The organism is Lacinutrix sp., assembly GCF_037625555.1.
Lineage (GTDB): Bacteria > Bacteroidota > Bacteroidia > Flavobacteriales > Flavobacteriaceae > Lacinutrix.
This window is the reverse complement of the sequence record NZ_JASJHV010000121.1, coordinates 1-13,098: the sequence shown is the minus strand read 5'-3', so window position 1 is coordinate 13,098 and position 13,098 is coordinate 1. Positions and strand designations below refer to the sequence as shown.

At 31.6% G+C, this 13,098-nt stretch carries 11 protein-coding genes; 1 reads left to right on the top strand and 10 read right to left on the bottom strand.

The features are described from left to right. Nucleotides 1-287: 287 nt before the first annotated feature. From QNK89_RS10015 to QNK89_RS09980, 8 genes are all read right to left on the bottom strand, one after another. Nucleotides 288-2,303 carry a DUF349 domain-containing protein gene (locus tag QNK89_RS10015; RefSeq protein WP_340170890.1) on the bottom strand — a complete coding sequence of 672 codons (2,016 nt, stop codon included), beginning with the start codon at nucleotides 2,301-2,303 and terminating at the stop codon, nucleotides 288-290. Between the two features lie 101 nt (nucleotides 2,304-2,404). Then, a complete protein-coding gene (locus tag QNK89_RS10010) occupies nucleotides 2,405-3,142 on the bottom strand; it encodes a shikimate dehydrogenase (RefSeq protein WP_340170889.1) in 738 nt (245 codons plus the stop codon). Continuing rightward, entirely contained in the window at nucleotides 3,135-4,154 is a 1,020-nt protein-coding gene (locus QNK89_RS10005; RefSeq protein WP_340170888.1) for a DUF368 domain-containing protein, read from the bottom strand. Before QNK89_RS10005 ends, QNK89_RS10010 begins: the two co-directional genes overlap by 8 nt. Continuing rightward, a complete protein-coding gene (locus QNK89_RS10000; RefSeq protein ID WP_340170887.1) occupies nucleotides 4,154-5,161 on the bottom strand; it encodes a DUF368 domain-containing protein in 1,008 nt (335 codons plus the stop codon). Before QNK89_RS10000 ends, QNK89_RS10005 begins: the two co-directional genes overlap by 1 nt. A 116-nt stretch (nucleotides 5,162-5,277) precedes the next feature. Then, nucleotides 5,278-5,592, bottom strand: a complete 315-nt coding sequence (locus QNK89_RS09995; protein ID WP_340170886.1) for a hypothetical protein — start codon at nucleotides 5,590-5,592, stop codon at nucleotides 5,278-5,280. Nucleotides 5,593-5,652: 60 nt separating this feature from the next. Continuing rightward, nucleotides 5,653-7,038, bottom strand: coding sequence for a tetratricopeptide repeat protein (locus QNK89_RS09990; protein ID WP_340170885.1), 1,386 nt, complete (start codon nucleotides 7,036-7,038; stop codon nucleotides 5,653-5,655). Between the two features lie 156 nt (nucleotides 7,039-7,194). Beyond that, nucleotides 7,195-8,379: an aspartate aminotransferase family protein gene (locus tag QNK89_RS09985; RefSeq protein WP_340170883.1), complete on the bottom strand. Its 1,185-nt coding sequence runs from the start codon at nucleotides 8,377-8,379 to the stop codon at nucleotides 7,195-7,197. Between the two features lie 2 nt (nucleotides 8,380-8,381). Then, a complete protein-coding gene (locus QNK89_RS09980) occupies nucleotides 8,382-10,244 on the bottom strand; it encodes an OstA-like protein (protein ID WP_340170882.1) in 1,863 nt (620 codons plus the stop codon). A gap of 511 nt (nucleotides 10,245-10,755) precedes the next feature. Here QNK89_RS09980 and QNK89_RS09975 point away from each other — a divergent pair. Beyond that, nucleotides 10,756-11,019, top strand: a complete 264-nt coding sequence (locus QNK89_RS09975; RefSeq protein ID WP_340170881.1) for a hypothetical protein — start codon at nucleotides 10,756-10,758, stop codon at nucleotides 11,017-11,019. Between the two features lie 431 nt (nucleotides 11,020-11,450). On the opposite strand, the gene QNK89_RS09970 is transcribed toward QNK89_RS09975, so the two are convergent. Together QNK89_RS09970 and QNK89_RS09965 are read right to left on the bottom strand one after the other, a co-directional pair. After that, nucleotides 11,451-12,722, bottom strand: a complete 1,272-nt coding sequence (locus QNK89_RS09970; RefSeq protein ID WP_340170880.1) for an adenylosuccinate synthase — start codon at nucleotides 12,720-12,722, stop codon at nucleotides 11,451-11,453. Continuing rightward, on the bottom strand, nucleotides 12,722-13,098 hold a 377-nt coding region (locus QNK89_RS09965; protein ID WP_340170878.1), incomplete at its 5' end, for a transcriptional repressor. The genes QNK89_RS09965 and QNK89_RS09970, both read right to left, overlap by 1 nt.

Sequence of the window (13,098 nt, the reverse complement as noted above, 5' to 3'; positions counted from 1 at the left end):
GTAATTGGAAAATCTCCTGATTTTCAAATACTCAACTTTTGCTGGGAAATAGTAAAAAAAATATTTTTTTTTATGTTTCGAAATCCAAAACAATTATATCTACGTATATAACAACAAATGATCTTCTTTTTTTTATAGAGAATTGGTTAATAGCTTATACTTTAATGATCATTTTAAAAATAATTATTTCTAGTAAGCGAAATAGAAATAATTTGTTAGTTTAGTTAGAGGCCAAAATCCTGTTTGATTTTTAATCGAGCATTTTATATTTATTAAAAGGTGTTTTTTTATTCGTTTTCTGGTGTATTATTAGCTTCCTCAGCTTCAGCAGCAGCTTTTTCTTCGGCTTCGGCTCTAGCTTTTGCATTTTCCATAACTTTAATCTTTTTAACTTTAGCTTTCCAGATAGTTAAAGATTCAGTGTGTTTTTTAATGTTATCGTGAACAGATTTAACCAATGGATTCTTTTCATCAGCATGTTTAAAAAACAACAAGTTATTTTCTAATTGATTGATTTCGCTATTTATTTCACTAATTTTTTGGCGAATAAAAGTATATTCATTTTCTAGTCCTCTTTGATCATTTGCAGATGCTAAATCCTGAAGTCTGTTTTCAAACTTCATCATTTCAACTTCATTTTTATTCACGTCTAGAGCACCAAATAAAGTATCTAATGCTTTATTAAAATCGCTTTCAATTTTACGTTTGTTTCCTGGTACACGTCCAAGAGTTTTCCAGTTAGCTATATAATCTTTAATAGTAGCTAAATCTGCTTTTTGTTCACCAGATAATTTGGTTTCTGTAACAGTCTTTAAAAAGGCTTCTTTTTCTGTGCATGCTTTCTCTTCTTCAGCGCTTGCTTCATTCTTTTTTACATGAATTCTATCGAAATAATGGTTGCATGCGGCTCTAAATTTTTTCCAAATTTTATCGCTAACCTTTCTTGGTACGTGTCCAATGTTTTTCCAATCTGCTTGAATTTTCTTCATTAATTGAGTTGTAGCAACAAAATCATCACTGTCTTTATTGTCTTCTGCAATTTGAATTAAGGCATTTTTTTTATCAAGATTATCATATTGGTCTTTCTTTAAGTTTTTGTAATAATCATTTTTTTTGTGGTTGAACTCACGAACAGCAACTTTAAATTTAGTCCAATTAGTTTCGTTTACTTTTATAGGCACTTTTCCTGCCTTAAAAAATTCTTTGCGTAGCATTTCGACTTCTTTTATTTTAGTTTGCCATGCTTTATGTGTGTTTTCAGGATCATTTGTTTTCTCCTCAATTAGGCCAATAATACCGTTTTTAAATGCTAAATTTTTCTCGTAAAGCGCATCTAAATGCAGGTAATATTCTTGATGTTTATCGTTAATAACCTTTGTTGCTTCTTTAAAACGATCCCAAATTGGCTCTCTATGTTCTCTAGCAACAGGACCTAATTCTTCTTTCCACAGTTTGTGTAGAGCTTGTAATTCTCTAAAAGCACGATTGTTATTTTCGTCTTTTGCTAATTCTTCAGCACGCTCTATAATTTTTGTTTTTTGCTCTAAATTATGTTCAAAATCTTTATCACGTAAATCTCTGTCTAAATGTAATAAGTCGTAAAAACGCTCAACATTAAAATGATAACTATTCCAAGCATTGTTGTATTTGTCTCTTGGTATAGATCCAGCAGCTTTCCACTGATCTTGTAATTCCTTAAACTGTTTGTATTTGGTATTCATAGTTTCATCAAGATCTGTAAGAGCCTTGATGTCTTCTGTAATTTGCAATCGAGTAGATAAGTTGTCTTTTAAACCTTTTTCTAGACTCTTGTAATGCGTTTTAATTTTGTTTCTATATTCTTTATATGCTTCGTTAAAACTACGTTTTAATGGTGTTGAATAATGAAAGTCTATTTCATTACCACCTTTATCTAAAAATTCTTGCTTTTTTTCTTCTAAAAGTGCGATAAATTTTTCGTTAAATTCATTTTTAATGCCTTCAACGTGCTTTTTTATGGCTTGTGCTTTTTCGTTTTTTATCAGGTTTTCAAGTTCGAGAATTAATACATCTAAAGACATTTCGCTGTAGTCTTTTTCTTCAATTGTATGTCTTTCGCTCGTGCCTTCATCTTCTGCATTAGAATCGTCAATTTCGTTAATTACAGCATCCTCAGTGTTCTCGTTTTTAGACTCTTGTGGTTTTTCAGTGACTTCTTCAATTACCTCTTTAACAGTTACTTGAACGTTTTCTGTGGTTGTGTTTTCTTGTACTTCGTTTTCTTTGTTTCCGTCTGCATTTTGCAGGTTATCTTGCTCTGACATTTTATAAAATGTTTATTTATGGTAAAAAATTAGACTTTAAAGATACTAAAACTTGCCTATTATTATGGGTTTAGGTCTAGATTTAGATAAAAAAAATATTTCTACTTATTCCAAATTTGCCAAGATTTTTCAGCTTGCAGCAATAACATTTGTTCTCCGTTAATTGTTACAGCCTTATTCTGTTTTCCTAATTTTAAGAATTTTGTTTCTGAAGGATTGTAAATTAAGTCGAATAATAAGTGTTTGTTTGTAATTGCTTGGTATGGAATGTTTGGGCAGTTATTTATATCTGGAAAAGTGCCTAATGGAGTGCAGTTAATAATTATTTGGTGTGTATTAATAATTGTTTCTGTAAGTTCGTTGTAGGTGTATTTTGCTTTTTCTGATGCGTTTCGTGAAATAAAAACATATTTAATATCAAGAGATTTTAAAGCGTAGGCAATGGCTTTACTTGCGCCACCAGTTCCTAGAATTAATGCGTTTTTATGGTAAGGTTTTAGTAGTGGTTTTAAAGACTTTTTAAACCCGTAATAGTCTGTATTATAACCAATAAATTGTCCTTTTTTAGATATTTTAATGGTATTAACTGCGCCAATTATTTTTGCTTTTTTATTTAGCTTATCAAGATAAGGTATTATTGTTTCTTTGAACGGAATAGTAACATTGTAGCCATTTATATCTGTTTCTTGTTTTAGTTTAGATTTAAATGTTGCGATATCTTTAATGTCAAAATTTTCGTAACTCACATTTTTTACACCTTCAATTTCAAACTTTTTTTTAAAATAGTTTCGAGAGAAAGAGTAGGAGATGTCTTTACCTATTAAACCAAATCTACGCATGTGTTTTTCGTGTTTTTCTACCATACCATTCTAGAGCAAGAACAATAATAATTCCTATTAAAATATAAAAGAAAGCAGTGTAAGTTTCGGTGTTAATTTCTGGTAAATACCTTCTGTAGTTTTCTATAATGTATTTTCCGCGACTATCTAAAATATAAGTGCCAGAATAATCTATTTTAAAAATGGTTTCTTTCCATGGCCACACAACTCCTAAAGAACCAATAATAAAGCCAATAATTGAGGCTGTAGTTACGCTTTTATAGTGTTTTAAAATATAGCTTAATAAATGAGAGAATGTTACTAAGCCAACTGAAGAACCTAGTGTAAAAACGGCAAGTACCTTTAGCATTCTTATGCGTTCTATATTTTCTATAAAACTAAAGTTACCTCCTAATACTTCGTAAAAAGTGTCATAAAGCGCGTTAACTGAGTCTACCAAAAGCAATACATAATTACCTAATAATATTAATATAAAAGATCCCGAAAAACCTGGCAATGTCATTCCTGAAACGCTAATTATACCGCATAAAAACACTAACCAAAGGTTGTCGTTTTGGGTTGCTGGATCTAAAAAACTGATACTAATTCCTATAACAGCACCTACTAAAAGCGCTAAATAAGTGGTTGTTTTCCAATCTTTAAAGTCTTTGCTAATATAATAAATAGAGCCTATAATCATTCCAAAGAATACACTCCAAACATAAAGCTCATAATGCTTTATAAAGTAGTCTAGTATTTTAGAAACACTAAAATAACTGACTAGCATTCCAAAAAATAATAATGTTAAAAACCGACCATTTATATAGTAAAAAAAAGACTTAAATCTGCCGTTTAATAATAATTTAAAGGCGGTTGTATTTACACGTTTAAGAGAGTGAATAAACTCCTCGTAAAATCCAGCCACAAACGCTACAACACCACCAGAAACTCCAGGAACTTTATTTGCAGCTCCCATTCCTAAACCTTTTAAGATTAAGAAAATTTTATCTTTTAGTGTTCTCGTGCTATGCATTATGCTCTTTTTGAACCTATCTTTTCAAGAATAAATATGGTTAAAAATCCAGCAATCATTAATCCGATAGCAAAAAACATTTGATGCTGTGTTCCATTAATTTCAGAATATGTAAAAGGAGAAATACTTTCTTCTAATACTGTTTTATAACTTTCAAAATCGTTAGCGTTTTTTTGAAAAACAGAAAGGGTTCCTAAATCTGAAATCTGATTAAACTCTAAAATTTCACCAGTTTTATCATCCATTATCGAAATTGTTTTTTTCCATGGCCACATTTTGTTTAGCGAACCTAATATAAAACCTGTTAGTAATGCTAATATTGTATTGTGGTAGTTTTTAAATAACCATTTTAATAAGCGACTAAAACTTAATAAGCCAACAATTGCACCTAGTGCAAAAATGCATATTTTCTTAAAATCCCAGTCATGCATGGCATTACTTAATGCTTTGTATGCACCTAAAATAATTAAAATGAATGATCCTGAAATTCCTGGTAATATCATAGCACAAATAGCAATAGCACCTGCAAAAAATAAAAACCAAGGATTGTTGTTTGCTGCTAGAGAAGGTAGGCTAGTAATGTAATATGCTGTTATTGCTCCAATAATTAAAGCTACTACTGTTATGGCTTTCCATTTGGTAATTTGTTTACCAACAAAGTAAATACTCACAACAATTAGCCCAAAAAAGAACGACCAAATTAAAACAGGATGTTGTTCTATCAAGTATTTTGCAAGACGCATAAACGAGGCAAAACTTATAATTATTCCTGTAAGTAGTGCAATAATAAAATTGCCGTTTACTTGAGCCCAAAATGCTTTTATTCCATCCTTTTTTAATGTTTTAAAAAGAGATAAATTAACCTTGCTTATAGAAGTAATTAGTTCTTCGTAAATTCCAGATATAAATGCAATAGTTCCACCAGAAACACCAGGAACTGCATCTGCCGCTCCCATGGCAACACCTTTTAGTGCGATAATAAAATAATCTTTAAGTGTTCTTTGCATACTTTAATTTTTCTATTGAATCAAAGGTATGCAATTTTAGTAATCCAACAAGGACTTTATTTAGCGTGAGATTTAATATTATTTTTGTTTGTCTTCTTCTTCAAAAGCGTCTTTACTTACAAGTTTTCCTTTATTGTATTTTTCAATTCTTTTAATATCAACATTTGTATAGAAATACTTCCATTCACCATTTGGTTTTCCGTTTTAAAGTTACTAACTGCTTTTAATTCACCATTTTTAAGATAAAATTTCCATTGCCCTTCAGGTTTACCGTAGATAAGATTACCGGTTTTACTTAATTTTTCGTTTTCATGATAAAATTTCCAAATCCCAGATCTTTTTCCATTTTTAAGTCTCCCAATTTCATTAATAGTACTTGAATCATAATATTCAGTATGTTTTTGAGCAAAAGTTAGAGTTGAAAATAACAATATCGTGACAATTACTAATGTTTTTCATGATTATAAGTCTTGAGTAGCATTATTTATAAGCTATCTACTAATTATTTTTTTAACAAGTAAAGACTCAAAAACTTCTGGGAATAATTCTTCTAAAATAATAATTTGTTCAGCATCAAAACGCAAACCATTTCTAAGATGGTAGGTTGCTTTTTCTATTTCTAATAATTGAAAATATAAACCAGCCAATCTAAACTCTATTTCGGCATTTTCTGGATAAAACTCTGCAGCTTGAATAAAATTAGATAAAGCAGCTTCCTGTTCTCCTAATTGAGATAGGATATCACCACGAATTAACCAAGTTTCAAGTTCGTAGTTGCCAAGTTCTAGAATGCGTTTGTAACCAAGCTCTGATTCTTCAAGGAAGTTTAGTCTATGGTTAATTTTTGCATAATATTTCCAGTATAATATGTTTTCGCTATCAATATTTATTGCTTTATTAATATAATATAAAGCTTTTTGATAATTTCTTTGCTTAGAATAGTACTTTGTAATTGCAATCCAACCTTTATCTAAAAGTGGGTCTTCATGTACTGTTTTGTAATAATACTGCACAGCTAAATCATTGTTGCCTAGTTTTTCATGACAGCTTGCAATGCGTAATAAAGCAAAAGATGTTGGATCTTCTAAGGATAATGTTATGCTGTAATTTTCTATGGCTTCATTATATCGTTTTAGCTTTTCTAAAACTTTGCCTTTCTCAATATAGGCTCCTATAAAAGTATCGTCAGATATAATGGCAAAATCGTATGCGCTTAATGCTTTCTCAAAGTCTTTTAACTCATAATATTGACGACCAAGTTGGTGCCATGCCACTTCGCAATATGGATTTTTGTCTAAATAAATATTAAGGTACTCAACGGCTTCTTCATTTTTATCTAAAAAATCGAAACAATAAACAATATTGTAAAGTGAAGCGTAATCTTCTGGGTTAGCTTCTAGGCACTTCATAAAATTATCTCTTGCCAAGTCAAATTGATCTAGAAATAAATATTCCATACCAATTAATGAATAAATATCAGAAATTTCTTCGGCAAGACTCAAAGCGCGTTTTAATACATCTATTGCTTCTTGGTGCTTATCTTCTTTCGACAAAATATTGGCTTTCTGTATGTAGATTTCATCGTTTGAAGGCTCTAAAACATATAGCTCGTTTAAAAGTGCGTTGGCTTTGGGTAAATCGTTTTCAAAAACAAAAATCTCAACTCTAAAAAGTTTTAAATTAGTAGAAGTTGGGTGTTGTTCTAGTCCAAGTTTGATAGCTTTTTTAGCAAGAGCAACCTTACCTTGATTAAGGTAGTGGTGAATAATATTTTCAAATTCATTAGAGTCAAAAAACAACACATTGTTTGTTTTAAGCATAGACTCAAATTTTGTTAGTGATTTGTTGCTACTTTCTTCTTCTTGGCTAAAATCCATAGGTTTTTATTAGCAATTCGATACAATAAAGGTAACGCTCAAAGCACTCTTTTTAAGGTTTTGCAGGTAAATGTTTTTAACAAAGTAATCAACAACGTTATAATGTTGTGTGTAATAATTTAGCTTGATGCTTGGTTACTAAAGGTTTAAAACGCTCTAATTGCTTTGTATTTCATTTAATAGGTCAATAATAATGCCACAGCCTTTAATAATTTCGGTGTCGCTTATGGTAAGTGGTGGTGTAATTCTAATAGCTTTAGGTTCAAACAATAACCAAAAAAGTATTAACCCATTGTCTTGAGCCTTTAAAACGAGTTTATTTACTACTTCTGCAGAAGATAAAATTGCAGCGAGCATAAGTCCTTTTCCTCTAATTTCTTTAATTAAAGGATGTTTTAAAAGCGATTTAATTAAGTGTTCCTTCTCTAAGGCTTGCGCCATTAAGTCACTTTCTGTTATTTCTTTTAATGTTGCTAGAGCAGAAGCTGCAATAACAGGATTACCACCAAAAGTTGTGATATGTCCTAGTTTAGGGTTGTCTTGTAGTGTATCCATTAATTCTGCCGAAGCTGTAAATGCACCAATTGGCAATCCGCCTCCAAGACCTTTTCCGGTAACTAAAATATCTGGTACACAATTGTAATTTTCAAAGCCAAATAATTTTCCTGTTCTACCAATTCCAGGTTGTATTTCATCTAAAATTAAAAGCGCTCCAACAGCATCGCATCTTTTTCTAATTTTTGTAAGATAATTGTCTTTAGGTTCTATAAAACCAGCACCTCCTTGAATGGTTTCTAGAATAACACAGGCCGTTTTTGTAGTAATATGTTTTAAATGTGGCTCGTAATTAAAGGTAATATGGCTAATGTCTGGTAATAAAGGCCTAAAAGGTGCCTTGCGTTCTTCGAAATCCATTAAACTTAAAGAGCCTAAAGTATTACCATGGTAGGCATTGTGTGCTGCAATAATTTGACTTCTTCCTGTGGCACGTCTCGCTAATTTTAAAGCGCCTTCAATAGCTTCTGTTCCCGAATTTACTAAGTATGTTTTTTCTAAAGGCTCAGGTAAATTATTAGCTAATAATTGGCATAAATCTACTGCTGGTTTCTGTATGTACTCACCATAAACCATTACATGTAAATAGTGGTCTACTTGGTTTTTTATTGCTGAAACAACTTTTGGGTGAGAATGCCCTAAACTACAAGCAGAAACGCCAGCAACAAAATCTAGATAAGCCTTCTTGTTTGTGTCGTAAATATAAGAGCCTTTAGCGTGAGAAATTTCTGTAGCTAAAGGATGTGGTGTGGTTTGCGATTGGTATTTTAAGAAATCTTCTTTCATTATTACTCCTTCTTTTTAAACGATTCGTTTAATATTGGTAAAGCTTCTTTTTTTAAGGTTTTTTTAGGCTTGCTTTGTTGTGGGTTTGCTCTTTTTATATCATCCCTAACTTGCTTAGTTGGAATTTGCCTGGATGCTTTTAAAGGCTTTTCATCTCTAGCATCTCCATAACGTATTTTAGGCTTACTTTCTATATCTGCTTGCGCTACACGGTTTAATAAGTCTTCATCAAAAAACTCTTCTTCTGGAACAGCAGGAGCCAAGCCTTTTATTGTTGGTAAATTTAGTGGAGGATCGTCTTTAAATAAATCTTCAACACTAGTAGGTCTTTTTTCTGCTCGCCAATCAAAATCTTTTAGCTTTTTTACGCCTTTTGGGATATCTTTTTCAGGATAGGTATTTGCTTCTGATGAGATGAGTCTTTTGTAGTAATAAATACCTCCTTCAGCAAAGTACATTTCAATATTTGCAGAGCGTGCTTTGTCTAAACCTACAAATTCATCGTTTTCATCTCTAATAACAAAAACCGATTCTGAATTTTTAAAAATATAAACTTGTTTTAACTGGTTCTCGTCGTCAAATAAGCCAACTAAACGTTTGCCTTTTATTTGGCTAAAATAATCTGCACTCAAAGTGTCTTTGCTTATAATAAAGGCATTTTCAAAAACAATTAACGAATCTAACTTCTCAGTCTCTGGATTAGATTTTATATAGATAGTATCTCCAGTAATTTGGTTCGTTAAATGCCAAAGAATAGGTCTTCTTTTTACAGAAAAAGCATCTCTTTTAGATAATCGAAAGAGATTAATAAGTTGTGTTAAACCAGTTTGATGGTTAACATGAATAGAATCGGATTTTCCACTTACATCAGACTTAAATAACTTGGCATTTCTATAGGCTCTAGTAATTCTATTATTTTCTTTTCCAGTAACCATTAAAGTATCAGAGTGAATGTATATAGAATCATTTTCTTGAACAGAAATGGCTAAAGCACGTTTTGTAACAAAAGCAGAATCTTTAGATTTATAGACTTCTGCATAGTGACCTTTAATAATACTTTTGTTAATAGTATCTGTTATTGTAATATTATTTGAGGCTGAAGCGAAATCACGATTTCTATCAAAAAACAAACTATCACCTTCAACAATACGATTATCATAATCTATTCTTGAGTTTTTTGTAAAGTAACCAGTATCATTGTTAGTATTGTAAAAACCACGTTCGCAATACACAGTACTCGTTTCGCCTACAATTTTTGAAGATCCAAACATGTAAGAGTGTCCAGTTTCAGAATAAAAATCGAGTTGATTAGTGGTTAAAACATATTCCGGATTAACCAATTTTACAGTTTTTAGAAAACGGTATTTCTTTTTAGACATATAATACCTACCAACTCTACTGGTTATAGTTCCAGAACTATCTCTTACTACTTTTCCATCCTCATTATAAAAGGCTTCTTGTTTAGCACGATCAAAAAAGAGCTGTTGTGTTGTTAGTACAGCACTAGGTTCTGTTAGTACCACATCACCTTTAGCGTAGGCAAGCTGAGTTTTACCACTGTATTCAGCATATTTGGCAATCATGGTTATGGTATCGCCTTGTATCATTTTTACATTTCCATAAGCCTCTACAAAGTTTTCTTTGCCATATAAAACAGCCTGGTCACAATACATATCTATACCATCGTGAAAAACATGAACCTGTCCTGAATCACTACGTGTTAAAATTCTTGCACCTGGATAGTTGACTTCATCTATCTCGCCAAAAGCACCAGAGTCTTTAATCTCTATGTTTTTAGGTTGTTGTGCATGACTATTAAAAAATAGTAAAATAAGTAAAAAGAGTGTAAATAGTTTTTTAAACATATAGTGTCCTTAATATAATGGAACAAAAATAACGATTATATTGAGTTAGCATTGACTATTAGCATAATTTTAATACCAAAACACTATTGTTAGTGTGTTTATTTTGAATCTAAAATTTTATAAAGTGTGTATTTAAAAATGCTCATATACAATTAAGGACAAAATAGCAGGCAGATTTACATATAATAAGACTAAAATAATAACACTAATTTTTTTTATTCAAAAAAAAGGCTAGATATTAACTGAATTATTTTCTTAAATCTATTTTTCAACTAAAGTCACAAGTAAACGACCGTTTGCTTTTAGTTATTGGACCAAGAACATACTCAGAATTTTTTAGTGTCATTTTATTCATTATTTAATCTTAAACAAAAACAAGATGAAATTTTTTTTACTAGTCGTAGTGTTTGCTTTTTTTGCAAGCTTTGCTACTGTTCAAACATTCAATCACTAGGCAGCTGCGAGAGACGCAGCCGGAGACCTCTTAGTTCAAGAGGACTTAGGTGTCAAGGTGAGAATCCTTTCGGGATCTAGTTCTGGAACAGAAGCGTTCGCAGAAACATTTAACGTAACTACAAACACAAATGGTGTTTTTGACCTAGCAATAGGAGATGGAACAAATGTGTCTGGAAGTTTATCAGGTTTAAATTGGGGAGTTGCAGATTACTTCATAGAAATTACTATCGATGAAGATGGCGGAATTGTATACCAAGTAGTAGGTGCTTCTAAATTAAGAGTTGTGCCAGTGGCAAAGACTTCTTTAAAATTCGAATAAAAAGTTGGTAACACAGATGTAATCCAGTTAGCAGTTACAGTAGCTAACAATACAGTATTAGATTTATGTGATGCTAACCAAGAATCTAGATTGCTTACTTTAGAGAATGCAAATTTAGATGGTAAATTAATAATTACTGAAGCAGCTATTGCTCAAAACACTGCAGATATTGCAACAGCAGAAGCAGATGCAATAGCATAGCAAATACGTATGCTGATGCTCAAGATGCAGCTCAAACAACTACATTATAAGGAGAAATTGCAGCAGCAGAAACAGCAGCTAACACGTATTCAGATGCAGTAGATACAGCACAAAACACAGCACAAGCAATAGTTGATGCAGATCATGTTTTTTTTGTGTTATTATATAGCCATAAAAAAACCTATCCATTTTAAGTGGATAGGTTTTTACTATTAAGTAAATAGTGTCTATTATCTAAAGATAGTTTGTTTTCTATCTGGACCAACAGAAACTATAGTAATAGGAATTTCTAATTCCTTTTCTAAAAAGTCTATATAATCGTTTAATGCTTTCGGGAGTTGTGAGTACTCTGTTATTTCAGTTAAATCCTCGCTCCAACCTTTAAAGTCTGTGTAAACAGGCTCTACATTCTCTGGCTCAATATTAAACGGTAAGTGTTCTATTGTTTTACCATTATACTTATAAGCTGTTGCCACTTTTAAGGTTTTAAAACCAGAAAGCACATCGCTCTTCATCATCATTAACTGTGTAACACCATTAACACGACAGGTATATTTTAAAGCAACAAGATCTAACCAACCACAACGTCTAGCACGACCTGTAACAGCACCAAATTCTTGACCAACTCTAGCCATTTCCTCACCATCTGCATCAAATAACTCAGTTGGAAAAGGTCCAGAACCTACACGTGTTGTATACGCTTTAAAGATACCAAATACTTCTTTTATTTGGTTTGGTGCAATACCTAGTCCTGTGCACGCTCCTGCAGCTGTTGTATTAGACGATGTCACAAATGGATACGTCCCAAAGTCTATATCTAAAAGAGAGCCTTGTGCGCCTTCTGCTAAAATGGTTTTACCATCATTTAGAGATTGGTGTAAATACGCCTCACTATCTATAAATTGTAATTCTTTTAAGCGTTCTATAGCATCAAAAAATTCGATTTCCATTTCTGCTAAATCGTATTGTACATCTACATTATAAAAAGCAATCATTGTTTCATGCTTGTTTGCTAAAGCTCTGTATTTTTCTTTCCAATTTGGCATTTCTAAATCACCAACGCGAATACCGTTTCTACCGGTTTTATCCATATACGTTGGACCTATACCTTTAAGTGTAGAGCCAATTTTTGCTTTACCTTTTGAAGCTTCACTTGCAGCATCTAATAAACGATGCGTTGGTAAGATTAAATGTGCTTTACGAGATACTATAAGCTTGGCTTTATAATCTATATCAAATTGATCTAAGCCTTCTAATTCTTTTATAAATACTACAGGATCGACTACTACGCCATTTCCAATAACATTCATTGATTCTTTATGAAAAATTCCAGAAGGAATTGTTCTAAGCACATGCTTTATGCCATCGAATTTAAGAGTGTGTCCAGCATTTGGACCACCTTGAAAGCGTGCAATAATATTGTATTTAGAGGTTAATACATCGACAATTTTTCCTTTGCCTTCGTCTCCCCATTGTAAACCTAGAAGTAAATCTACTGCCATTATAGTTGGTTGTTTTTAGTTGTTTTTTTTGTGTTTTTTGTTCCATAAAAGTAAAGCGAATGTGAATTGATTTTAATATCAAAAACCTCTTCAATAGTTTTTTTTATGGATTGTATTCGTGGATCGCAAAACTCGATAACTTCACCAGTATCTGTTAAAATAACATGGTCATGTTGCTTATCGAAATACGATTTTTCGTAATGCGATTGGATTTGCCCAAATTGGTGCTTTCTAACTAATCCACATGCTAAAAGTAATTCTATAGTATTGTAAAGTGTTGCGCGACTAACACGGTATTTTTTGTTCTTCATCTTTAGGTATAAAGACTCAATATCAAAATGTTCTTTATTATTGTATATTTCTTGAAGAATAGAGT